Raw genomic sequence first — 21,902 nt, 5'->3', positions numbered from 1 at the left:
GACCCGTGTCATTGCCAGAACCAATCGGCCGAATGGAGACCGAATGCCGCGCGTTCTCCGCCGCTCTCCTTCGGAGAGACTTCCGGTGCCCGCCGATTCCGCGCCGATATCAGGAGGACGAATACCGTGGCGACTTTGGCTGACCGGACGGCCCTGGAGGTCGTGGCCGTCCGCGACGAGGCGGCGGAAGTGCGCTCATTCGAACTGGTCGATCCGGACGGCGGGCTTCTGCCGGAATGGGCACCGGGTGCGCATATCGACGTGCTCGCCCCGGACGCCGATCCCGAATCGGTACGCCAGTATTCACTGTGCGGAAATCCCGATGACCGCCGCCGCTACCGGATCGCGGTATTGCGCGAGGAGAACGGCCGCGGCGCCTCGCGCTTTCTGCACGACCGTATCGAGGCCGGTGCACGGCTGCTGGTGGGCACTCCGCGCAACAATTTCCCGCTCGTCGCCTCCCCCCGCTATCTGTTCATCGCGGGCGGCATCGGCATCACGCCGCTGCTGCCGATGCTCGACGCGGCGGCGGCCCGGGGCGCGGAGTGGGAGCTGCACTACGGGGGGCGGCGGCGCGAGCGGATGGCCTTCCTCGCGGAACTCGGCGGCCACGGCGAGCGGGTGCGGGCGCTGCCGGAGGACGAACACGGGCTGCTGCCGCTGGCCGGAATCCTGGACACCGCCCGGCCGGACACCGCCGTCTACGCTTGCGGCCCCGAACCGCTGCTCGCCGCCGTCGAACGGCTGTGGGGCGAGCGGCGCACGGGCACCCTGCACATCGAACGCTTCCAGGCCCGCGCCCAGGAGCCCTCCACCGTCCCCGACCGGGAATTCGAGGTCCGCCTCGCCACCACGGGCGGAACCGTCCGGGTCGGCCCCGGGCAGTCCATCATGGACGCCCTCGGCGCCGCGGGGGTCGACGTCCCGTCGTCCTGCCGCGAGGGGACCTGCGCCAGTTGCGAGACCACCGTGCTCGACGGCGACGTGGAGCATCGCGACTCGGTGCTGACCGAGGACGAGCGGGAGAACGGCACCACCATGATGCTCTGCGTGTCCCGGGCCGCTTCCCCGCACCTGGTGCTGGATCTCTGACCATCGACTAGATCGGACATCACATGCAGCTCACCGTTCTTGGATGCCGGGCCGGGATGCCCGCGGACGGACAGCCGAGTTCCGGGTATCTGGTGGAAACCGCCGGGGCGCGACTGCTGCTCGACTGCGGACCGGGTACGGCCGTCGCCCTGGGCGCGGTCGCGGCGCCGACCTCCCTGGACGCGGTGGTGATCACGCATTTCCATTCCGACCACTGCTACGACCTGCTGCCGATCGGCAAATCGCTGCTGAACGGCCTGGTCGAGGTGCAGGGCGGCCCGCCGCGCCGCACGGGCGAATTCCGCCCCGTACCGCTGTACGTCCCCTCGGGCGCCCGGGAGTTGTTCGCCAGGTGGGGCGCGCTGTTTCCGGTGGCCACGCTGCCGCTGCTGGACCAGGCCTTCGAGGTGGCGTTCGACGTGCGCGAGTACACCCCCGGGACAAGCTTCCGGGTCGGCGACTGCACCGTCACGCCCCGGGAGTTGCGGCATGTCCTGCCGAACTGCGGGCTGCGGGTGGAGGCCCCGTCCGGCTCCCTGGCGTACACCGGGGACACCGGTGTCACCCCGGCGCTGACCGAACTGGCCGCCGGAGTGGACGTCCTGCTCGCCGAGGCGACCCTTTCCGAGCCCGACGACAGCGACCACGGCCACCTCTCCGGTACGGACGCGGGCCGCACGGCGCACGCCGCGGGCGTCGGCGAGCTGGTGCTCACCCACTTCGCCTCCAACGAGCCGGAGTGGCTCGCGCATCTGGCCAAGACCGCCACGAGCGAGTTCTCCGGCCCCGTCCGGCAGGCCGCACCCGGACTGAGGATCCCGGTGCGGTCGGCCGGATAGCTGCCCAGGGGCGTTGTCAGTGCCGGCTGCGATGCTGCCGTCATGACCCCTTGGAATCTGCTCGACCTCGACAAGGCGCTGCGGGCAAGCTGGGCCGCCGACACCTGTTCACCCGATGACCTGGCCGAGTGGCGTCCCGGCAACCCGGCCCGCGGGCACTGCGACATCACGTCCCTGGTCGTCACCGATGTCTTCGGCGGCGACCTCGTGGTCGGCGAGGTGTATCTCAAGGACGGTTCCCGGCGCGGCTCCCACTGGTGGGTCCGGCTGCCCAGCGGCGTCGAACTCGACCTGACCCGGGAGCAGTTCCAGGAGGGGCAGACCGTCACGGCCGCCCGGGTCGTCCCGCGCCCGCCGGGTCCGCTGCGCCGCCGCTGGGCGGAGTACCTGCTGCTCCGTGAGCGTGTCAGCGAGCGTCTGGGTCCGCTCCCGGAGCCCGTCTGATCCGGGACGGCCAGCCCGCCCTCACCCGCTCCGGGTGGCCCGCCGGTTCCGGGCCCGGCCCGGCCGTCCGCCGCCAGTGCTCGGCCACCTGCCCCGCGGTGGCGCACCAGACGTCGTCGTGCGCCCGGATGTGGTCCAGCAGTTCGGCGAGCATCAGCGCCCGCCCCGGCTTGCCGATGGACTGCGGGTCGAGGGCCAGGACCCAGCACAGGCCGTGGTCCCGGTAGGCGTCGAAGGAGTCCTTCCAGTCCTCCAGGACGTCCCGGTAGGCCGCGATGCGGGACTCACCGGGCGGGAAGGCCACGGGTGCGCCGTTGTAGAGGAAGTACGGGTGGTCGGCGTACTCCCACTGCCACGGCACCTCCATGACCGGTGTGGGCCGCCCACCGGACCACAGCGGGTGGGGGCGGTCGTCGCCGTGGGTGGACGAGGACCACAGGAAGCCCAGTTCGTCGAGGAGCGCGGCATGCCCGTCGCCGAGCACCCCGGGCGCGGCGCGCAGTCCGGTCGGCCGGACCCCGGTCACCGCCTCCAGCGAGGCGACCGTGCGCGCCCAGGTGTCCCGGACGTCCGCGTCCGGTGTCCGGCCCGAAACCGGGGGTGCCGCGGCCGCGATCTCGTGCCCCGCGGCGGCGATCCGCCGGACCGCCCGGGGGTGGTGGGTGGCGGTGTGTTCGGGGACGAACCAGGTGGCGGGCAGGGCGTAGGCGTCCAGCAGGTCCAGCAGCCTCGGCACGCCACGGAGTATCCCGTACGTCCCCAGCGAGAGCGTCTTGGGCCGCTGCCGGGCGGACGGGTGGAGCCGGAGCCAGAACAGCTCGGCGTCGAGGGTGAACGTCAGCACCACCGCGCAGCGCGCGCCCTCCGGCCAGCGGGGGCGCGGTTGCCGCCGCCGGGGGCCGCCGGTGCCGGGTGCGGGTGTGTCCGTCGTCATGTGGGACCTGTCCGTCGTCATGCCGGAACCACGCTCCGCGAGCGCCACCAGTCGGCGATCTGGGCGCCGGTGGCGAACCAGACGTCGCCCTGGCGTCCGATGTGGTCCAGCAGCCGCCCCAGGGCGCGCACCCGTTGGGGTTTGCCGATGACCTGGGGGTGCAGCATCAGCACGTAGCACAGCCCCCATCGGTGGTAGCCGTCGAACTCGCGGCGCCAGTTGTCGAAGGTGGCGAGGGTGCTCGCGATGCGGTCCAGCCCCTGCGGCTCGGGCGGGGACTCGTTGTAGACGAACTGCTGGTAGTCGTCCAGCTCCCAGTGCGCGGGGATCTCGATCAGGTCGGTGGGACGGCCGTCGATCTCCCAGCGGTACGGGCGGTCGTCGCCGCGCATGGAGCTGGAGTACGAGAACCCCAGCTCCGCCAGGAGCGCCGGGGTGTCGGCGGCGATGTCGCCGCTCGGGCTGCGGAACCCCACCGCGCGGCGCCCGGTGGTGCGTTCCAGCAGGTCCTGGCTGCGCGCGATGATGTCGCGCTGGGCCGCGCTGGGGTGGTCGTAGAAGGTCTCGTGCATCCAGCCGTGGTGGCCGATCTCATGGCCGGACGCGGCGATGTCCTTCGCCACGGCGGGCCACTGTTCCACGATCTTGCCTGGCACGAAGAAGGTGGCGGGCAGGGCGCGGTCCTCCAGCAGATCCAGCAGCCGCGGGGTGCCCCGCCAGGGCCCGTACGCGCCGATGGAGAAGCCCCGCGCGTCGTCGCACCGCCCGGTGGCGCGGTCGTCCACCCACAGGGTGGGGCCGTCCACGTCGAAGCTGAGCATGACGGCGCAGCGCGCCCCGCCCGGCCAGACGGGCGGCGGTTCATCAAGCGGCGGCGGTCCATCAGACATTCGCGGCTCCGATCCGTGAGGTGATCAGCCCTTGCGCTGCTTGGGCTCGGCCCGGTCGATGAGCTGCCCGCGCAACACGGTGAGCTGGTGGGAGGCTTCGACGGCGCGGGGCTCGTCCAGCGAGGCGAGGGCCAGGACGAGGGTGTCCATCACGACGATGCCCGGCAGGGACTCGGCGGTGATGCCGGTGGGGGTGTGCGGGGCGCTGATCACCACATCGGCGTGGCGGGCGAGGGGGCCCTTGGGCACGTCGGTCACCAGCAGGACGTTCGCGCCGACGGCCCGCGCCCGCTCGGTGAGCACGGTGAACTCCCGCAGCCGACGGCCGGGGTGGAGGATCACCACGGCGTCCCCGCGGCCGAGGTCGAGCAGTTCGTCGGCCATGGTGAAGCCGGTGGCGCCGATGAAGCGTGCCCGGCGCCCGGCCCGGCGCAGCTTCAGCACCACGTGGCGGGCGGCGAGTTCGGAGGCGCCGACCCCGTACGCGACCACTTCGCGGGCGTCGGCCAGCATCCGGACCGCCTGCTCGAACACCTCCGACTCCAGCAGGCGGCGGCACTGGTCGAGACGCTCCACGGCCTCGTCGAAGACCCGGTCCTTGATCTGCTCCAGGTCGTGGCCGACATGGGCGATGCGCTGCTTGAGCCGCTCCTCGGGGGCGGTGGCGGAGGTGAAGCCGGAGGCGAGTTCCCGCTTGAGGGCGGGCAGGCCCGCGTAGCCGAGGCGCTGGAGGGCGCGTACGACGGTGGCGTTGCTGGTGCCGCTGGCCGCGCCCAGCTCCTGGGCGCTGGCGAAGAGCAGGTTCTCCGGCGGGGCGCTCACCAGGTACTGGGCCACCTCGCGCTCCGAGGCGGACAGCTCTCCCCACATGTCGCGGACCGCGGTGTGCAGGCGCGTCGCCCCGGTCGCCTCATCCGATTCGCTCATTACAGCTCTTGACTTCCCTGTAGTGGTCATTACCATCTGGTCTCATCATTCCAGAAACCAGAATTTCTGAAACGAACATTACAGTCGCACATTACAGCCCTCATGAGTCCTCGGCACACAGGAGCGCCATGACAGCCGGCACCATCCCGATCATCGAGATCTCCGGTCCGCCCGCCGAGCGTGGCCGCCAGTACGGCGAGGCGGCGCGCGAGCGGATCGGCGCGGCGCTCACCTACTACGAGGAGGCGTTCGGCGAATCGTCGGGGCTGACCTGGGACCAGGTCACCGCGCGCGCCGAGCGCTGGCTGGAGCCGGTGCGCGACTACGCGCCCGATCTGGTCGAGGAGATGGGCGGGATCGCCGAGGGCGCGGGGGTCGGACTCCTGGACATCCTGGCGCTGAACGCCCGCGGCGAGATCATCTACGACCAGACCTTCTCCCGGATGCGCGGCAGCGAGGGCACCCCGGGAGACGTGGCGGAGGCGAAGGAAGCGGCGGCCGACGGATGCACCTCCTTCGCCGTCCTGGGCGAGGCGAGCGGCGACGGCCATGTGTACTGCGGCCAGAACTGGGACTGGCGGGCGGGCACCGCGGACACCCTCCTGATGCTGCGGATCGTCCAGCCCCCGCGGCCCACCCTGATCATGCAGGTCGAGGCGGGCCAGATCGGCCGCCAGGGCGCCAGCTCCGCGGGCGTCGCCCTCAACGCCAACGGTCTGGGCGGCAGGTTCGACGACGCCATCGGGCTGCCCCAGACCGTGATCCGCCGCCGGGTGCTGGACAGCGAGTCGATCAGCGCGGCGGTCGACGTGCTGTGCCGCACCCGTGGCCACATCGCCAGCAACGCCCTGCTGACCTGCCGCGAAGGCTTCGCCATCGATCTGGAGACCACCCCGGGCGCACACGGCTGGCTGTATCCGGACGACGGGCTGCTCGTCCACGGCAACCACTACCAGGCCACCGTCCCCGTCCAGCTCGCCGCCGGATACCGGCCCGGCTCCTCCGATTCCCTGATCCGGGTGCCCCGGGCCGAGGCCGGACTGCGCCAGCTGCGCGGGGCCACCGCGCCTGACCAGTCCCGCAAGCTCATCCACCAGGCCATGTCCGACCACCTCGGCCACCCCGAGGGGCTGTGCACCCACCCCGACCCCCGGCAGCCCGAGGTCAAACGGTGGATGACGCTGCTGTCCTCCTGCGTGGACCTGACCACCGGTGACTACTACGTGACTCCCGGCACGCCCTGCGACCGCGAGTACCAGCACCTGCCCTGGAACCTCTACGACGGCCCGCACGCGCCGCGCTGACTCCCCTCATCTTCCGAACCACCGGAGGGCCTGCCATGAGAACCACGCAACTCACCATCGCAGTCGGCGTCGCGGGGGCGCTGCTGTTCACCGCCGGGTGCTCCGGGGCGCCCTCCGGGGGCGGCGGCGCCACCGCCGACGTCGCCAAGATCCGCCTCACCGACACCACCGCCAAGGCGTCCGGCTCCGCCGCCACCGTGAACTGGCTCGTGGAGAACGAGCCCGGCACGCTCGACATGGACAGCCAGGGCGGCAGCAGCACCCGCACCGTGCTGGCCAATGTGTGCGAGCGGCTGCTCCAGCTGCGGCCGGACCTCACCACCGCACCGCACCTCGCGAAGAAGGCCGAGTACGCGGGCGGCAAGAAGCTCGTCCTCACCCTCCGCGACGACGTCACCTTCCACGACGGCGCCCGGATGACGGCCGACGACGTGGTGTGGAGCCTCAAGCGGCACGCCCGTCCGGAGATGTCCGAGTCGGACGAGTACGAGGACGTCGACACGATCGCCAAGACCGGGCCTTCCCAGGTCACCATCACGTTCAAGAAGCCCAGCGCGCTGTTCATGAAGGCCCTGGCCGGTGACGCCGGGATCGTCATGGAACGCAAGGTGGTCGAGAAGCAGGGCGATGACTTCGGCACCCCCGGCCACCCCGACGCCTGCACCGGTCCTTACCGGGTGAAGAAGTGGGACTCCGGCTCCTCCCTCACCGTCGAGCGCGCCGCGAACTACTGGGACACCAAGGTCCGCCCGCTCACCAAGCAAGTCGTCTTCCGCTGGGCCTCCGGCAGCGCGCTGGTCAACGCCCTGTCCACCGGAGCCGCGGACGGCGCCTATCTGACGGCCACCGGCCCCGCCGCCGTGCTCGCCAAGAAGAAGAACGTACGCGCCTACTACGGGCAGTCCACCACCGCCTGGTCGCTGGTCCCCACCGACAGCGGTGCGCTGAAGGACGCCAAGCTGCGCGAGGCGCTGTCGTTGGCGATGGACCGCAAGGGGATCGCCAAGTCCGGCTTCAGCGGCCTCGCCGAGCCCTGGGCGACCCCGGTGGGCCCGGGTGCGTGGGGCTATCAGAAGGGCGCGTTCCGACAAGCGCAGAAAGAGCTGGAGAAGTCCACCGCGTACACGGCGTCGCCGTCCGGGGACGACATCGCGCGGGCGAAGAAGCTGGTCGAGCAGGCGGGTGAGCCCGGGAAGCCGGTGGTGGTGTCCAACGACGGCACCGACATCCAGACGGTCATCACCAACGCGGTGCGCGGCGCGGCCCAGAAGATCGGGCTGAAGGTGACCGTCAAGACCATCCCGCCGAGCCAGTACGGGGAGTTCTTCTCCGACCCGAAGGCGCGCAAGGGCTTCGACCTGATCCCGGTCGACTGGTACATCTCCAAGGCCGACCCGGTGGGCTTCTACGACAACGGCATGTCCGGCAACGCCAACAACTGGCTCGGCTACGCGGACCGCGGCTACGACGCGCTCGTCGCCAAGGCACAGCAGACGCTCGACGACGGCAAGCGCGCGGATCTCATCATCGACGCGCAGAAGAAGTTCGCGGACAACGCGGTGTGGATCCCGCTGGTGCAGGTGCCGTCGGTGATGGTGCTCGGCGAGAAGTACACCGGTCCCCCGGCGTCCATGGTGTCGCTGTACTACCCGTGGGCCGCCGACCTCGGCAAGAGGAAGGGCTGACGCCATGCTCCGCGGACTGCCGCGCCGGCTCGCCGGACTGTTCGCCACGCTGTTCGCCGCGTCGTTCGTCATCTTCGCCGCCGCCTACGCCGCCCCGGGAGACCCCGCCGTCCTCCTCTCCGGCAGCCGTCAGGAACTCACCCCGGAGAAGCTCGCGGCGGTCCGCGCGCAGTACCACCTCGACGAGCCGCTCGTCGTCCAGTACGGCAGGTGGCTGTGGGACAGCGCCCAGGGCGACCTGGGCCGGTCGTTCCAGTACCGCGACCATGTGGCGGACCTGATCGGCGCGCGGCTGCCCACCACCCTGGAACTCGTCGCCTACGCCACGGTGTTCTTCGTGATCCTGGGCGTCGGCTCCGGTGTCCTGGCGGCGCTGCGGCGCGGCTGGGTGGACTCGGCCGTCGTCGGGGGCACCACGCTCGCCGCGTCGGTCCCCTCGTTCGTCGCGGCCATCGCGCTGGTGTCGCTGTTCGGGGTGCGGCTGGGCTGGTTCCCGGTGACCGGCCAGGGTGAGGGATTCACCGGCCGGCTGCACCACTTGACGCTCCCCGCGTTCGCCCTGGCCCTCGGAGCACTCGCGGTGATCAGCCGGGTCACCCGGCAAGCGATGGCCGAGGCGTACGCCTCCGACCACGTGGACGCCGCCCGGGCCTCCGGGATGGCGGAGCGGCAGATCGTCATCCGGCATGTGCTGCGCAACGCGCTCGGCCCGATCGTCACCATGTGCGGGCTCGTCATGGCGGGCATGCTCGCCGGAACGGTCGTGGTCGAGACGGCCTTCGGGCTCAGCGGGGTCGGCTCACTGCTGGTGAGCGCGATCAGTACGCATGACTTCCCGGTCACCCAGGCCGTACTGCTGCTGATGGTCATCGGCTATGTGGTGGTGACGACGCTGGTCGACCTGGTCCATCCCCTGATCGACCCCCGGGTCTCACGGGGCACGAAGCGGCACACGGCGAAGAGGGTGAAGACCGCATGACGACGGTGACGGCCGGGGCCCTGGTCCCGGTGACGATACGGGACCGCCGCCCGCTCCAGGTGATCGTCGCGGGCGGCTTCCTCGCCCTGGTCGTGGTGGCGGCGGTGTGCGCACCCCTGCTCGCACCCCACGCGCCCGACGCGGTCGACCTGTCCGCCTCGCTCGCGGGGACGACGTCACAGCACCCGCTGGGCACCGACGCCTCGGGACAGGATCTGCTCTCCCGGGTCCTGTACGGCGCCCGGTCGAGCCTGCTGGCCCCGCTGGCGCTGCTCGCCCTGGCAGCGGTGCTCGGCATCACCATGGGCACGGTGGCGGCCTGGCGGGGCGGCTGGGTGGACACCCTGCTCTCGCGCGTGACCGATGTGATGTACGCCTTCCCGGGCCTGCTGTTCGTCGTGTTGGTGATCGCGGTCTTCGGCGACGGGCTCACCACGTCGATCCTCGCCCTGGGGCTCGCGTACGCACCCACGATCGCGCGCTACACCCGCAGCGTCGCCCTCGCCGAGCGCTCCCAGCCGTACATCGACGCCTACCGGGTCCAGGGCATGAGCGGGGCGCGGATCTGCGTACGGCACCTCGTGCCCAATCTGTCCGGTGCGCTCATCGGCTACCTCGTGGTGCTCTTCGGCGAGGGGCTGATGAGCCTGGCCACCCTCAGCTATCTGGGCTTCGGCGCCGGATCGCCCTCGATCGACTGGGGGCTGATGGTGCAGGAGGGGCAGGACGCCGTGGTGCAGGGGGCGCTGCTGCCCGCCCTCGTACCGGGCACGGCCATCGCCGCCGTCGTGGTGGCCTTCAACATCGTCGGGGTCTGGGTCTCGGACCGCCTCGGCCACGGGAGGTAACCGGCCATGCTGCTGGACATCGAGGATCTCACCCTCCGGCTGCCCGCCGGTGCCGCCGCCCGGCCACTGCTCAGCGGGGTGTCGCTGCGGATCGACCGGGGTGAAGTGGTCGGCCTGGTCGGCGAGTCGGGCTCCGGCAAGTCCACCACGGCACGGGCCGTGCTGCGCATGCTCCCCGAGCACGCCCACGCCTCCGGCTCCGTACGGGTCGACGGCGAGGACGTCCTGACCATGGACCCCGCGCGGCTGCGCGCACACCGGTCCCGCACCGTCTCCATGATCTTCCAGGACCCGCGTTCCGCGATGAACCCGGTGCGCCGGATCGGCGACTTCCTCACCGAACCGCTCATCCGGGTCCTGGGCCTGCCGAAGCGCGCGGCGGTGGCGAAGGCGACGGAGCTGCTGGCCTCCGTGGGCCTGCCCGATCCGGAGCGCCGGATGCGGCAGCGCCCGCACGAGCTGTCCGGCGGAATGCTCCAGCGCGTCGTGATCGCCGCCGCGCTGTGCACCGAACCCGACCTGCTCCTCGCCGACGAGGCGACGAGCGCGCTGGACGCCACCACCCAGGCGGAGGTGCTGGCGCTGCTGCGCGGCATCCAGGCCGAACGCCGGGAGTCAGGCAGCGGCCTCGGGACCCTGTTCATCACCCACGACCTGCCGCTCGCCGCCGCCTACTGCGACCGCGTGTACGTGATGTACGCGGGCCATGTGGTGGAACACCAGCCCGCCCGCGGGCTGTTCGCGGAGCCGCGGCACCCCTACACCCGCGGGCTGCTGGAATGCTCGCCCACCCTGGGCAGGGACCACGAACCGCGCCCCATCCCCGGCCGTCCGTCGTCCCTGTCCGACGCCCTCACCGGCTGCTCCTTCGCCCCGCGCTGCCCGAAGGCCGAGCCGGAGTGCGACACCTGGGCGCCGGTGGCGATCCCGTTCGGCGGCGGGGCGTCCGCCGAGCAGGAGTTCGCGGCGTGCCGCCGACTGGAACTCGTAACGAGGAGCAGCACATGACCACCCCCGCACTCGTCGTCGAGGGCCTGTACAAGACCTACGCCCTCCCGGACGGCGGCCGGACGACGGCCGTGGACACGGTCTCGTTCACCGTCCCGGCGGGCGGCTCGCTGGGCATCGTCGGGGAGTCCGGCTCCGGCAAGACCACGGTCGCCCGCATGCTGGTGGACCTCGTACGGCCGGACGCGGGCACGATCACCGTGAACGGGCGGGAGCGGACCCCCGGCGTACGCGGCGGAAGGCCGCGGGGCCCGGTCGGGCGCGGGGCGGAGCGGCTGCGGCGCGCCCGCGAGATCCAGATCGTGTTCCAGGACCCGTATGTGTCCCTCGACCCACGACTGTCGGCGCGTCAGTGTCTGCACGGGGCGCTGCGGCTGCACGGGCGGCACCAGGGCCGGGCCGCCACCACGCGGGTCGACGAACTCCTCGACCAGGTGGGCCTGGGCAAACGGGAGGCCGAAGCCCGGCCGCGGGGGCTGTCCGGGGGCCAGTGCCAGCGGCTGGCCATCGCCCGTGCGCTCGCCGTGGAACCCGAGGTGCTGGTGCTGGACGAGGCGGTGGCCGCGCTGGACGTGTCCATCCAGGCGCAGATCCTCCTGCTCCTCGCCGAGATCCGCCGGGAGACGGGGGTGGCGCTGGTCTTCGTCAGCCATGACCTGGCCGTCGTCGGGCACGTCACGGACGACACGCTGGTGATGCGGCGCGGCCGGGCCGTCGAGACGGGCCCGACGGCCCGGGTGCTGGACGCCCCGGAGGACCCGTACACCCGGCTGCTGCTGTCGTCGGTGCCGCGCGAGGGCTGGGACCCGGCGGAGACGGTACGGATGCGCGGACAGCTCACCCCTGAGCCGTGACCGGACGCGTGTCTTGCGTCGCCGGGAAAACGTGAGCATAGTTTCCGTGTCCCGTGTGCCCAGCACCCTCGTGGCCGGTGAGCGGAGTCCCAGATGAGGTTCGGTCTCGCGATCATGAACGACTTCCCGCCGGGCGTGGTCCCCGCTCAGCGGATCCCCGCCCTGCGCGAGCAGGTCGCGGCGGCCCGGGAGGCCGGGTTCTCCTCGGTGTGGATGCTTCAGCACTACCTCGGCAACATGCCCACCCTCCAGCCGCTCCCGACGCTGGCGGCGCTGACGTCGGAGACGGGCGGCATGGACATCGGCACGAACATGCTGATCCTGCCGCTGCACCACCCCGTGGAGGTCGCCGAGCTGTACGCCACGCTCGACCATCTGTCCGGCGGCCAGGTCATCGCGGGCTTCGGCATGGGCTACCGGGAGAACGAGTTCCGGTCGTTCGGGATCCCGATGGACGAACGCAAACCCCGGTACGAGGAGGCCGTCGAGGTCATCCGCGCCCTGTGGTCCGGCGAGACGGTCCGGCACACGGGCACCCACTTCACCGTGGACGGCGAGCGGATCAGCCTGCCTCCCGTACGACCCGGCGGCCCGCCAGTGTGGATCGGCGCCGGGGCGCACCGGGCGGGGGCGCGGCGGGCGGCGCGGCTCGGCGACGGGTGGATCATCCCGCCGCATGTCGCACCGGACCGGCTGAAGACCGTGATCGGCTGGCGGCGCGAGGAGGCTGCGCGGTACGGCCGGGCGGAGCGCCCGTTCTCGTACGTCGTCCGCAGGGAGCTGGTCCTCGACCACGACGGCGACCGGGCGCGGGAGATCGGGCTGCGGGCGCGGGGCGCGCTCACCCGTGCGTACGCGGCCTTCGACGCGCCGGACACCACGGCGTCGTACCGCCACTTGACCAGCGACGCGGCGGCCGCGCAGGTGGCGGACGAGTCGTACCTCTTCTGCACCCCGGACGTGGCGGCCGCCAAGCTCGGCGAGCTGGCGGCGCTCGGGGTGGACTATGTGATCCTGCGGATGCAGTGGTACGACCTGGAGCAGGAGCAGGTGCTGGCCACGATGCGGCTGTTCCGGGACGAGGTGCTGCCGCGGTTCCGGGCGTGACCGCGGATCAGGCTCCAGGCAGGAATCGGAAGCCGGGGTAGCCGCGCTCGGCGATGGACTCGCAGTGGCGGCGGTAGGTGCCGACACCGCCGACGTACGGCATGAAGACCCGCGGCTTGCCCGGGGATGTTCGCTCCCGTGTACCAGGATGCGCCGCGCGGGAAGAGGGTGCGGTCGGCGACCTCGTTGACGTGCGCGACCCAGGTGTCCTCGGCGTCCCTCGTCCGCCCTCGGCGCACACCATGCCGCCCGTGCCGGGCGTGGTGGAGGAGGTCGGCGATCCAGTCCACGTGCTGCTCGATGGACACCACCATGTTGCTGATCACCGAGGGGCTTCCGGGGCCGGTGATCAGGAAGAGGTTGGGGAAGCCCGCCGTGGCGAGCCCCAGATAGGTGCGGGGGCCCGCCGCCCACTTCTCGCGCAGGCTCCGCCCGCCCCGGCCGCGGATGTCGACCGCGAGCACGGCTCCGGTGATGGCGTCGAAGCCGGTCGCGAAGACGATGCTGTCCAGTTCGTACGTGGCGTCGGCGGTCCGTACGCCGGTGGGGACAATCTTCTCAATCGGGGACGAACCGACATCGACCAGGGTGACGTTGTCGCGGTTGTAGGTGGCGTAATAGCCGGTGTCGACGGTGACCCGCTTCGACCCGACCGGAAAGCCGCGCGGGACCAGCAGTTCGGCCACCGCCGGGTCATGGACGATGTCCCGGATCTTGGACCGGATGAAGTCGGCGGCGGTGTCATTGGCCCGCTCATCGGCAAGCAGATCGTTGAAGGCGCCGATGAAGCCGCCCCCGCCCTCCTGCCAGCGCGCCTCGTACTCGGCCCGGCGCGCCTCCGGCGAGACCTCCAGCGCCGACTGGTCGTTGTTGCGGCGGCCGGTGCCGTTGGGCGAGTAGCGGACCATGGCGCGGTGCTCGCGGTAGCGGGCCTTCAGCGCCCGCTGCTCGGCGGGGTCGAGCGGCCTGTTGCGCGCCGGGAGGCTGAAGTTGGCGGTGCGCTGGAAGACCGTGGTGTGCGCGGCCTGCGCGGCGATCAGCGGGATGGCCTGGGTGCCGGAGGAGCCCGTGCCGATGACGCCGACCCGCCTGCCGCCGAAGTCCACGCCTTTCGTGCGGCCAGTTCCCGGTGTGGTACGTCGCGCCCTGGAAGGAGTCGAGGCCGGGGAGGTCGGGGACGCGGGCCGTGGAGAGACAGCCTGTGGCCATGACGAGGAACCGCGCGCGGAGGGGCCCGCCGCGGTCGGTGGTGAGGTCCCATCCGGGGTCCCGCTCGTCGAAGACGGCGCGGGTCAGCCGGGTCTCCAGCCGGATGTCGCGCCGCAGGTCGAAGCGGTCGGCGACATGTTCCAGATAGCGGAGGATCTCGGGCTGGGCGGGGTAGCGCTCGGTCCAGACCCACTCCTGTTCCAGCTCGGGGGAGAACGAGTAGGAGTAGTCCATGCTCTCCACGTCGCACCGCGCGCCCGGGTAGCGGTTCCAGAACCACGTACCCCCCACGCCGCTCGCCGCGTCGAGGCAGCGGACCGACAGGCCGAGGCCGCGCAGCCGGTGCAGCGCGTACAGCCCGGCGAAGCCGGCGCCCACCACGACCGCGTCGAGGTGGGCAGGGGACGGGGACGCCTGGGAGTCGGCCATCGGAAGTTCCTCCCGACCGTGAGCGGGTGAGGTGACGCGACGAAAACGAGTGAAGCACAAAATATGCGACTGTTTTAAGGGGGCGGGGCGGGCCCTCAGCGCAGCGAGCGCCCGACCTCGGACCAGGGCCCCATGTGGACGTAGGTCATCTCGCGCCGGGCGAAGACCCAGCGGTCCGCCCGGCGTACGTAACGGTCGGCGTAGCGGAGGGCGCCGTAGTGGGTGGTGTCGGCCAGGCCCAGTTCGACATGGCCCAGCACCGTACCCCGCGCGCTCTCCTCGTCCAGCTCGTCCAGGACGCAGGAGTGCGGCGCGTGGACGGACCGCGCGACCGGCGCCAGCCGTTCGCGCAGGGCCGCGACCACCGCGGTCCGGCCGCGCACCTCCTCGCCGCGGATGGGCATGGCGGCGTCGGCGTCGAACAGTGCGGCGAGCGCCTCCCAGTCGCGGTCGTCGATCGCGAGGCAGTACCGGGCGACCAACTCCTGGAGGGCGAGCCGGTCCTCCACGTCCCGCAGTCGTCGCTCAAGGTCCATGGCCACGTCCTTCCCCGGGTGTGCCGCGTCTTGACCCTATCTCAAAACCAGGCGCATGATATGCACACTACTTCCGCTGTGGGGGGTGTACGAGTGCCCGGCAAGCGTTATCTCGTGACGGGGGCCGCCCAGGGCATGGGCCGCGCCATCGCCCTCGAAGCCGCGGCCCGCGGCGCCGAGCACGTGGCGCTGGCCGACATCGCCCCGGAGGCCGCCGAGTCGGCCGCCGCCGAGGTGCGCGCGCTGGGCGCGCGGGCGGTCGCGATCACCGTCGACCTGCGGCGCCCGCCCCAGGTCGAGGAGATGGTCGCCGCGGCGGCGTCCGCCATGGGCGGCATCGACGTCCTGGTGAACAACGCGGGCGTTCTCGACTCGGCCTTCGCGCCCGGCGCGACGTTCGAGACGCTGCCCGAGGACGCCTGGGACGCGGTGCTGGGGATCAACCTCAAGGCGATGTGGCTGGCCACGAAGTACGCCGCGCCGCATCTGCGCGCCTCGGACCGGGGCCCCTCCGTGGTGAACGCCTCGTCGGTGGCGGGGCTGACGGGGTACCCGGCGGCCGCGTACGCCGCCAGCAAGGGCGGGGTGATCCAGCTGACCCGCGCCTGCGCCATCGACCTGGCGCCCGACGTGCGGTGCAACTGCTACTGCCCCGGCTCCGTGGACACCCCCATGAGCCGCGCCCGGCTGGGCGTCGCCGAGGACCGCGCGGCACAGGAGCGCCGGATGTCGGGCACCCACCTGATCCCGCGCATGGGGCGGCCGGAGGAAGTGGCGAAACTGGTCTGCTTCCTGGCCTCCGACGACGCGTCGTTCATCACCGGCGCCGTCTACTCCGTGGACGGCGGTACGACGGCGTGGCGCGGTATGCGCGACTGACCTGCCGCCGCACCCGCTCCGGAACTATGCGCATGGTTATTGACTTGGGCTGAACCCTCAGGTCATGTTGGGTCGACAAACGGGCCGCACGAGCGAACCAGGAGCCGTGGCGATGTCTGAGCAGATCCAGCAGTGCCCGGTGAGTCATACCGACTACCGGAGCACGACCGCTCCCGCCGGACACTACGACCTTCTCGACCGCGAACGTGAAGCGAGCCGCTACCACTTCAGCGACACCACGGAGCGCGGCTTCTGGATGCTGACCCGGTACGACGACGTGCTCAAGGGCTTCCAGAACCCCGACACGTTCACCAATGACGTCACCAGCGCGCTCAACCCCGAGCGCGGCATCGACCTGCTCCCCCAGCAGCTCGGCGGGGAGGAACACGCCCGGCTGAGGCGCGTGGTCAATCCGTATTTCTCCCCGGCCGCGGTCCGCCGGATGGAGCCCTTCGCCACCGCCCGCTGCGTCGAGCTGATCGAGGAGCTGCGTCCCCTCGGGAGATGCGACTTCGTGGCCGAGTTCGCCATCCGCTACCCCACCGACGTCTTCCTCGACCTGCTCGGCCTGCCCACCTCGGACGGCGCGTTCTTCGTGCCCTGGGTCGAGGACGTCTTCGGTGGCATCTTCACCGGCGACGCGGAGCGCGCCCGCTCCGCGTCGGCCAACATCACCGACTACTTCGACGCCCGGGTGAGGGAGCGCCGCCGCAACCCGCTCGACCCCGCCGTCGACCTGGTGTCCCGGCTGGTCCAGGCCCGCCGCGGGGCCGACGAGGAGCCGCTCACCCACGACGAGATCCTCACCGTCTGCCTGACGCTCACGATGGCGGGGCTCGACACCACCCGCAGCGCGCTCGGCTACATGTTCTGGCACCTCGCACGGCACGACGACGACCGCGCGACCCTCATCGGGGACCCGGACGCCGTACCCGCCGCCGTCGAGGAGTTCATACGGCTCTATCCGCTCGTCATCCAGGCCGGGCGCGAGGTGTCCCGCCCCGTCGAACTCGACGGGCTGCGCCTGGACGCGGGCGAGGTGGTGTGGCTCGGCATCGGATCCGCCAACCGCGACCCGCGCAAGTTCCCCGAGCCCGGGACGTTCCGGCTCGGCCGCAAGGGCGTCAACCAGCACCTCGGGTTCGGCGCGGGGCCGCACCGCTGCCTCGGCATGCACCTGGCCCGCGTCGAGCTGGCCATCGTGCTGCGCGAATGGCACCGGCGCATCCCCCACTACCGCATCGCCTCCGACGCGCCGCTCGTGGAGCGGGGCAGCCAGCTGACGCTGATGAGCCTGCCGCTGGAGTGGGACGCATGACCGCCCGGCTCCGCCTCGACGCGGCCCGCTGCACCGGCCACGGGCGCTGCTACACCGTGGCACCCGATCTGCTGAGCGACGACGAGGAAGGCTTCGTCGAACAGCGCGGCACCGACCTCCCCGTACCCGGCCCGCTGCTGGGCCAGGCGGCCGACGCCGAGAGCGCCTGCCCCGAGATGGCCATCACCCTGCTCGACGCGGCACCGGCGCCCACCACGACGGACGGCGAGCCGTGACCGGCCGCCTCGAAGGCCGCGTCGCCGTCGTCACCGGAGGCATGTCCGGGATCGGCGCCGCGACCGTGCGCCGCTTCCTGCACGAGGGCGCCGCCGTCGTCGCGGGCGATCTGCGCGGCCCCGACCCCGGCGGCGCCCTCTCCGGCCACGGCGACCGGCTCACCGTGCTCACCGCGGACGTCGCCGCCGAGGACGACGTCGCGGCGCTGGTCGACGAGGCGGTACGGCGCTACGGACAGCTCGACATCATGTTCAACAACGCGGCGGTCCTCGGGGCCATCGGGCCGATCGGCACGGCCGACATGGCGGAGGTCGACCGTACCTTCGCGGTCAATCTGCGCGGAGTGTTCCTCGGTATGAAGCACGCGGCCCGGGTCATGCGCCCCCGGCGGTCCGGCTGCGTCATCTCGACCTCCAGTCCCGCGGGGCTCTCCGGCGGCCAGGGCCCGCACGCCTACAGCGCCGCCAAGGCGGCGGTCATCGGCCTCACCCGCTCCGTGGCCGCCGAGCTGCGCGCCGACCTGATCCGCGTCAACGCCGTCGTCCCCGGCGCGACCGTCACCGCGATGATGGCCGACGTCACGACCGGGGACGCGGCCGACCTGGCGGGCGCGGAGCGGAAGATGGCGGACACCGCGTGGATGGGGCGGCCCATCCAGGCCGACGACATCGCCGAGGCCGTCGCCTTCCTGGCCTCGGACGCCGCGCGCTTCATCACCGGAGAGACCCTGTGCGTGGACGGCGGGATGACCAGCGCGCCCGGGTCCTCGCCCTTTCTCGCCGAGCGCTTCGCGGACACCTCGGCGATCTTCGAAGCCGGACGCAGGAGCCCGCGCCGATGATGCTGGAACACGTACGGGTCCTCGACCTCACCGACGCACGCGGGTTGCTGTGCGGCCGCCTCCTCGCCGACCTCGGCGCCGACACCGTCCAGGTCGAGCCCGCCAGGGGCTCCCCCGCCCGCCGCCATCCCCCGCTCACCGGCGGCCCGCCGCGCGGTTCGCTCTACTGGCACACGTACGCCGCGAACAAACGCGGCGTCGCCCTCGACCTGGACGCGCCGAAAGGCATCGCCACACTGGAAGCCCTGATCGCCGCGGCCGACATCCTGGTGACATCGCTCTCCCCCGCCTGGCTCGCCGAACGCGGCCTCGGCCACCGGCGGCTGCTACGCGCCCATCCGCATCTGGTCTACACGTCCATCACGCCGTTCGGGCTCACCGGCCCCAAGGCCCACTACGCCGACAGCGACCTGGTGCTCTGGGCGGCCGGAGGCCCGCTCGACCCGCACCGGGAGGGCGACCGTCCCCCGGTGCGCATCAGCGTCCCGCAGGCGTATCTGCACGCGTCGGCCGACGCCGCGTCCGGTGCGCTGCTCGCCCACCTGGCCCGGCGCGCCACCGGGCGCGGCCAGCTCGTCGACGTCTCCGTCCAGGCGTGTCTGCCGCTCGCCACCCTCGGCCGGGCGCTCGCCGACGCCGTCGGTGACGAGAACCCCGAGTGGCAGCGCAACCCCGTCGCACGGACCGCCCGTACGGACCGGAGCGGCAGCGGCGCCGCCACGTCGAGCGCGATGAAGAAGTGGGCGTGCCGGGACGGCGTGGTCGAGTTCCATCTCGCGATGGGCGCCGCCTCGGGGGGCTTCACCAACACCTTCTTCCGGCTGCTGCACGACGAGGGCGCCTGCGAGCCGCGCTTCGCCGCATGGGACTGGCGGCTGCTGCCGGAGCGGGTGGAGAGCGGCGAGGTCACCCAGGACGACCTCCGGGCGGCGCGCCGCGACATCCGCGCCTGGTTCGCCCGGAAGACGAAGGCGGAGATCCTGGACGCCGCCGTCGAGCACCGGCTGCTGTGCATCGGCATCGCCGACATGGCCGATGTCGCCGCGAGCCCCCAACTGGCCCACCGGGGCTACTTCACGTCGGTCGGCGACGGGCCGCGCCGGGTCACCCTGCCCGGGCGGTTCGCGCACGTCAGCGACTCCCCGTATCCGTGCGTACGGCGTCCCGCGCCGCTGCTCGGCGAGCACACCGACGAGGTGCGCACCGAGTGGACCACCCCTGCGGGGCGGACCGGGGTGCGCGCGGAGGTGTCCGACCGGGCACCGGCCCCCGCGCTGGAGGGCCTGCGGGTGCTGGACCTGTCGTGGGTCGTCGCCGGTCCCCTCGTCGGACGCACCCTCGCCGACCACGGCGCCGAGGTGGTACGCGTCGAGTCCAGCCGGCGGATCGAGACCTCGCGGCTGATGCCGCCGTTCCACGGGGGCGTGCCGGGGGTGGAGAACTCGGCCCTCTTCGGCAACGCCAACGCGGGCAAGTACGGTCTCGCCCTGGACCTCGGCAAGGAGGCCGGGCGCGCGGTCGCGGCCGACCTCGCCGCCTGGGCCGATGTGGTGGTGGAGTCCTTCTCGCCCGGCAGGATGGCCCGCTGGGGGCTGGGCCAGGAGACCTTGCGGGCGCACAACCCCCGTCTCATCGTGCTGAGTTCGTCCCTGATGGGGCAGACGGGCCCGCACTCGGCGCTCGCCGGGTACGGCAGCACCGGGGCCTCGCTCAGCGGCTTCCAGGACCTCGTGGGATGGCCGGACGACCTGCCGATCGGCCCCTTCGGCCCGTACACCGACTACGTCGGGCCGCGGCTGGCGCTCGTCGCGCTGCTCGCCGCGCTCGAACAGCGCGAGCGGACCGGCCGCGGCGCCTACATCGACGTCTCCCAGGTCGAGTCGGGCGTCTTCTTCCTGTCGCCCTACTGTGCGCACTACGCCGCCGACGGCACCGTGGTCCGGCGGCGCGGCAACGCCGACGAAGCGCTTGTCCCGCACGGGGTCTACCCCTGCCTGCCGGAGCGCGGCACACCCCGCTACGTCGCCCTGACCGCCCGCGACGACGAGGAGTGGCGGCGGCTCGCCCACGCCACCGGCCGCCCCGGCCTCGCCAGCGACCCCGCCCTCGCCACCGCCGACGGACGCCGCGCCCGGGAAGCCGAACTCGACGCGCACCTCGCCGCGTGGACCGCGGGCCGCACGGCAGAGGAGGCCGAGAGCGTGCTCCAGGCGGCGGGCGTCCCCGCCCATCTCTCCGCGTCCAGCGCCGATCTATGCGCCGATCCGGCGCTGCTCCACCGCGGCCATCTGGTCCGGCTGCCCCACCCGGTGCACGGCGAGACGGTGGTCGAGGGCCCCCGCGCGGCGCTCTCCCTGACCCCGGGGTCGGTCCGCCGCGCCGCGCCGACACTCGGCCAGCACACCGCGTACGTCCTGCGCGACCTCCTCGGCTACTCGGAGGAGCGGCTGCGCACCCTCGAAGAAGAGAAGGTTCTGGTGTGAACAGTGCTGGTGAGAACGGGGACTGGCAGGCGGCCTGGAAGCCGGTCGTGGACGCGGTCGGGCGGGACTTCTCCGACGGCACCACCGTCTTCGGCGCGGATCCCGTCGAGCGCGGCGCGATCCGGCGCTTCCTGGAGCCGCTGGAGCTGGACTGCGCGCTGCACACCGACCCCGCGGTGGCCCGCGCCCACGGCTTCGCCGATGTGACCATGCCGTACACGGGCCTCATCACCTGGACGATCCCGCCCATGTGGGAGCCGGGGCAGACGCTGTTCGACTCCGCCGAGCGGGACGCGCAGCCCGTGCACAGCCCGATCAACAACCAGGACATGCCGCTCGGCCCGCGCACCACGGGCTTCTTCGCCACCGGCATCGAATTCGACTTCCTGCGCCCGGTGGTGGCCGGTGAGCGCGTGGGGCGCAGCGGCAGACGGCTGGTCGACTGTGTGCCGAAGGAGACCTCGGTGGGCCGTGGCGCGTTCCTGACCTGGGAGAGCGACATCGTCACCGAGGCGGACGGCGAGGTCGTCGCCCGGATCCGCACCAGCACCTACGCCTACGAGCCCACACCGAAGGGAGCCGTACGGTGACCGCGGGACGCGCGGCGGGACAGCGCCGCTTCGAGGACGTGCGCGAGGGAGAGGAGCTGCCGAGCGTCGCGTATCCGCTGCCCGTCTACCGCCTCGTCATGGCCGCCGGCTCCAACCGCGACTTCAACTCCATCCACCACAACACCGACTACGCACGGGCCACCGGCGCGCCCGAGATGTACGCCAACACCTCGCTGCTGCTGGGGATGTGGGAGCGGATCGTCCGCGACTGGATCGGTCCGGCCGGGACCATCCGCGGCATCAGGGGCTTCCGGATGCGGGCGTTCAACGTCGTCGGCGACACCACCTGGGTGCACGCCCGGGTGGTGTCGGTGACCACCGAGGACGGGCCGGGGACCGTCGACATCGAGGTCCGCTGCGAGAACTCCGCGGGCGTCACCGTCGGCCCCGGCACGGTCCGGGCGACGCTGCCGCTGCGCGCGGACAGTGCGTACGGCACGGACTGAGG

General features: G+C 72.3%; 22 protein-coding genes and 1 pseudogene. 17 read left to right on the top strand and 6 right to left on the bottom strand.

Annotated elements, in window-relative coordinates:
• Positions 1-135 precede the first annotated feature (135 nt).
• Genes SSOG_RS39260 through SSOG_RS39250 form a run of 3 tightly spaced genes read left to right on the top strand, consistent with a single transcriptional unit; the run spans position 136 to position 2,375 of the window.
• Positions 136-1,092: a PDR/VanB family oxidoreductase gene (locus SSOG_RS39260; RefSeq protein WP_009719875.1), complete on the top strand. Its 957-nt coding sequence runs from the start codon at positions 136-138 to the stop codon at positions 1,090-1,092.
• Positions 1,093-1,115: 23 nt separating this feature from the next.
• Positions 1,116-1,931: an MBL fold metallo-hydrolase gene (locus SSOG_RS39255; RefSeq protein ID WP_009719874.1), complete on the top strand. Its 816-nt coding sequence runs from the start codon at positions 1,116-1,118 to the stop codon at positions 1,929-1,931.
• A 42-nt stretch (positions 1,932-1,973) separates the two neighbouring features.
• Entirely contained in the window at positions 1,974-2,375 is a 402-nt protein-coding gene (locus SSOG_RS39250; RefSeq protein ID WP_039939760.1) for a YunG family protein, read from the top strand.
• Here SSOG_RS39250 and SSOG_RS39245 read toward each other — a convergent pair.
• From SSOG_RS39245 to SSOG_RS39235, 3 genes are read right to left on the bottom strand one after another with little or no spacing between them, the layout of a single operon-like run.
• Positions 2,338-3,309: a polysaccharide deacetylase family protein gene (locus SSOG_RS39245; protein ID WP_050800112.1), complete on the bottom strand. Its 972-nt coding sequence runs from the start codon at positions 3,307-3,309 to the stop codon at positions 2,338-2,340. The genes SSOG_RS39250 and SSOG_RS39245 overlap by 38 nt on opposite strands.
• 17 nt (positions 3,310-3,326) lie before the next feature.
• Entirely contained in the window at positions 3,327-4,199 is an 873-nt protein-coding gene (locus tag SSOG_RS39240; RefSeq protein ID WP_009719871.1) for a polysaccharide deacetylase family protein, read from the bottom strand.
• Positions 4,200-4,223: 24 nt separating this feature from the next.
• Positions 4,224-5,126, bottom strand: coding sequence for a MurR/RpiR family transcriptional regulator (locus SSOG_RS39235; protein WP_009719870.1), 903 nt, complete (start codon positions 5,124-5,126; stop codon positions 4,224-4,226).
• 128 nt (positions 5,127-5,254) lie between these two features.
• Between SSOG_RS39235 and SSOG_RS39230 the strand changes: the two genes are divergently transcribed.
• The 7 genes from SSOG_RS39230 (at position 5,255) to SSOG_RS39200 (ending at position 12,911) form a co-directional block, all read left to right on the top strand.
• Entirely contained in the window at positions 5,255-6,430 is a 1,176-nt protein-coding gene (locus tag SSOG_RS39230; protein WP_009719869.1) for a C45 family autoproteolytic acyltransferase/hydrolase, read from the top strand.
• 35 nt (positions 6,431-6,465) lie between these two features.
• Complete coding sequence (locus SSOG_RS39225) at positions 6,466-8,115, top strand: ABC transporter substrate-binding protein (protein ID WP_009719868.1); 1,650 nt, start codon at positions 6,466-6,468, stop codon at positions 8,113-8,115.
• Between the two features lie 4 nt (positions 8,116-8,119).
• Positions 8,120-9,094 (top strand): ABC transporter permease, encoded by a 975-nt coding sequence (locus tag SSOG_RS39220; RefSeq protein ID WP_039939758.1) that lies wholly within the window; start codon positions 8,120-8,122, stop codon positions 9,092-9,094.
• Positions 9,091-9,942: an ABC transporter permease gene (locus SSOG_RS39215; RefSeq protein ID WP_009719866.1), complete on the top strand. Its 852-nt coding sequence runs from the start codon at positions 9,091-9,093 to the stop codon at positions 9,940-9,942. Before SSOG_RS39220 ends, SSOG_RS39215 begins: the two co-directional genes overlap by 4 nt.
• Before the next feature lie 6 nt (positions 9,943-9,948).
• On the top strand, positions 9,949-10,950 hold the full coding sequence (locus tag SSOG_RS39210) for an ABC transporter ATP-binding protein (protein ID WP_009719865.1): 1,002 nt from the start codon (positions 9,949-9,951) through the stop codon (positions 10,948-10,950).
• Positions 10,947-11,804 carry an ABC transporter ATP-binding protein gene (locus tag SSOG_RS39205; RefSeq protein WP_009719864.1) on the top strand — a complete coding sequence of 286 codons (858 nt, stop codon included), beginning with the start codon at positions 10,947-10,949 and terminating at the stop codon, positions 11,802-11,804. Before SSOG_RS39210 ends, SSOG_RS39205 begins: the two co-directional genes overlap by 4 nt.
• 93 nt (positions 11,805-11,897) lie before the next feature.
• Positions 11,898-12,911 carry an LLM class flavin-dependent oxidoreductase gene (locus SSOG_RS39200; protein ID WP_009719863.1) on the top strand — a complete coding sequence of 338 codons (1,014 nt, stop codon included), beginning with the start codon at positions 11,898-11,900 and terminating at the stop codon, positions 12,909-12,911.
• Here SSOG_RS39200 and SSOG_RS39195 read toward each other — a convergent pair.
• The 3 genes and pseudogenes from SSOG_RS39195 to SSOG_RS39190 form a co-directional block, all read right to left on the bottom strand.
• Positions 12,809-14,017, bottom strand: a complete 1,209-nt coding sequence (locus tag SSOG_RS39195; RefSeq protein ID WP_281048220.1) for a flavin-containing monooxygenase — start codon at positions 14,015-14,017, stop codon at positions 12,809-12,811. The two genes, SSOG_RS39200 and SSOG_RS39195, sit on opposite strands and share 103 nt — an antisense overlap.
• Positions 14,018-14,099: 82 nt before the next feature.
• Positions 14,100-14,549 (bottom strand): annotated as a pseudogene (locus SSOG_RS57685) (flavin-containing monooxygenase); the annotation flags it as partial.
• A gap of 95 nt (positions 14,550-14,644) precedes the next feature.
• Positions 14,645-15,085, bottom strand: coding sequence for a nuclear transport factor 2 family protein (locus SSOG_RS39190; protein WP_050800111.1), 441 nt, complete (start codon positions 15,083-15,085; stop codon positions 14,645-14,647).
• A 93-nt stretch (positions 15,086-15,178) separates the two neighbouring features.
• Between SSOG_RS39190 and SSOG_RS39185 the strand changes: the two genes are divergently transcribed.
• From SSOG_RS39185 to SSOG_RS39150, 7 genes are all read left to right on the top strand, one after another.
• Complete coding sequence (locus SSOG_RS39185) at positions 15,179-15,964, top strand: SDR family NAD(P)-dependent oxidoreductase (protein ID WP_009719860.1); 786 nt, start codon at positions 15,179-15,181, stop codon at positions 15,962-15,964.
• Positions 15,965-16,076: 112 nt separating this feature from the next.
• Positions 16,077-17,282, top strand: coding sequence for a cytochrome P450 (locus tag SSOG_RS39180; RefSeq protein WP_039939756.1), 1,206 nt, complete (start codon positions 16,077-16,079; stop codon positions 17,280-17,282).
• Positions 17,279-17,518: a ferredoxin gene (locus SSOG_RS39175; protein WP_009719858.1), complete on the top strand. Its 240-nt coding sequence runs from the start codon at positions 17,279-17,281 to the stop codon at positions 17,516-17,518. The genes SSOG_RS39180 and SSOG_RS39175 overlap by 4 nt, the downstream gene beginning before the upstream one ends.
• Complete coding sequence (locus SSOG_RS39170; protein ID WP_009719857.1) at positions 17,515-18,360, top strand: glucose 1-dehydrogenase; 846 nt, start codon at positions 17,515-17,517, stop codon at positions 18,358-18,360. The genes SSOG_RS39175 and SSOG_RS39170 overlap by 4 nt, the downstream gene beginning before the upstream one ends.
• Complete coding sequence (locus SSOG_RS55175) at positions 18,357-20,843, top strand: CaiB/BaiF CoA transferase family protein (RefSeq protein ID WP_208867416.1); 2,487 nt, start codon at positions 18,357-18,359, stop codon at positions 20,841-20,843. The genes SSOG_RS39170 and SSOG_RS55175 overlap by 4 nt, the downstream gene beginning before the upstream one ends.
• A complete protein-coding gene (locus SSOG_RS39155) occupies positions 20,840-21,433 on the top strand; it encodes an FAS1-like dehydratase domain-containing protein (RefSeq protein WP_009719855.1) in 594 nt (197 codons plus the stop codon). Before SSOG_RS55175 ends, SSOG_RS39155 begins: the two co-directional genes overlap by 4 nt.
• Entirely contained in the window at positions 21,430-21,900 is a 471-nt protein-coding gene (locus SSOG_RS39150) for a hotdog family protein (RefSeq protein WP_009719854.1), read from the top strand. The genes SSOG_RS39155 and SSOG_RS39150 overlap by 4 nt, the downstream gene beginning before the upstream one ends.
• Positions 21,901-21,902 lie beyond the last annotated feature (2 nt).

The sequence above is a fragment of the Streptomyces himastatinicus ATCC 53653 genome, from assembly GCF_000158915.1.
Lineage (GTDB): Bacteria > Actinomycetota > Actinomycetes > Streptomycetales > Streptomycetaceae > Streptomyces > Streptomyces himastatinicus.
This window is presented reverse-complemented; position numbering and strand designations above follow the sequence as displayed.

What these genes read in the sequence shown, in the direction of transcription:
- SSOG_RS39255 (WP_009719874.1), top strand. Translation starts at nt 1,116, where the DNA reads ATGCAGCTCACCGTTCTTGGATGCCGGGCCGGGATGCCCGCGGACGGA.
- SSOG_RS39250 (WP_039939760.1), top strand. Translation starts at nt 1,974, where the DNA reads ATGACCCCTTGGAATCTGCTCGACCTCGACAAGGCGCTGCGGGCAAGC.
- SSOG_RS39245 (WP_050800112.1), bottom strand. Translation starts at nt 3,309, where the DNA reads ATGACGACGGACACACCCGCACCCGGCACCGGCGGCCCCCGGCGGCGG.
- SSOG_RS39240 (WP_009719871.1), bottom strand. Translation starts at nt 4,199, where the DNA reads ATGTCTGATGGACCGCCGCCGCTTGATGAACCGCCGCCCGTCTGGCCG.
- SSOG_RS39235 (WP_009719870.1), bottom strand. Translation starts at nt 5,126, where the DNA reads ATGAGCGAATCGGATGAGGCGACCGGGGCGACGCGCCTGCACACCGCG.
- SSOG_RS39230 (WP_009719869.1), top strand. Translation starts at nt 5,255, where the DNA reads ATGACAGCCGGCACCATCCCGATCATCGAGATCTCCGGTCCGCCCGCC.
- SSOG_RS39225 (WP_009719868.1), top strand. Translation starts at nt 6,466, where the DNA reads ATGAGAACCACGCAACTCACCATCGCAGTCGGCGTCGCGGGGGCGCTG.
- SSOG_RS39220 (WP_039939758.1), top strand. Translation starts at nt 8,120, where the DNA reads ATGCTCCGCGGACTGCCGCGCCGGCTCGCCGGACTGTTCGCCACGCTG.
- SSOG_RS39215 (WP_009719866.1), top strand. Translation starts at nt 9,091, where the DNA reads ATGACGACGGTGACGGCCGGGGCCCTGGTCCCGGTGACGATACGGGAC.
- SSOG_RS39210 (WP_009719865.1), top strand. Translation starts at nt 9,949, where the DNA reads ATGCTGCTGGACATCGAGGATCTCACCCTCCGGCTGCCCGCCGGTGCC.
- SSOG_RS39205 (WP_009719864.1), top strand. Translation starts at nt 10,947, where the DNA reads ATGACCACCCCCGCACTCGTCGTCGAGGGCCTGTACAAGACCTACGCC.
- SSOG_RS39200 (WP_009719863.1), top strand. Translation starts at nt 11,898, where the DNA reads ATGAGGTTCGGTCTCGCGATCATGAACGACTTCCCGCCGGGCGTGGTC.
- SSOG_RS39190 (WP_050800111.1), bottom strand. Translation starts at nt 15,085, where the DNA reads ATGGACCTTGAGCGACGACTGCGGGACGTGGAGGACCGGCTCGCCCTC.
- SSOG_RS39180 (WP_039939756.1), top strand. Translation starts at nt 16,077, where the DNA reads ATGTCTGAGCAGATCCAGCAGTGCCCGGTGAGTCATACCGACTACCGG.
- SSOG_RS39175 (WP_009719858.1), top strand. Translation starts at nt 17,279, where the DNA reads ATGACCGCCCGGCTCCGCCTCGACGCGGCCCGCTGCACCGGCCACGGG.
- SSOG_RS55175 (WP_208867416.1), top strand. Translation starts at nt 18,357, where the DNA reads ATGATGCTGGAACACGTACGGGTCCTCGACCTCACCGACGCACGCGGG.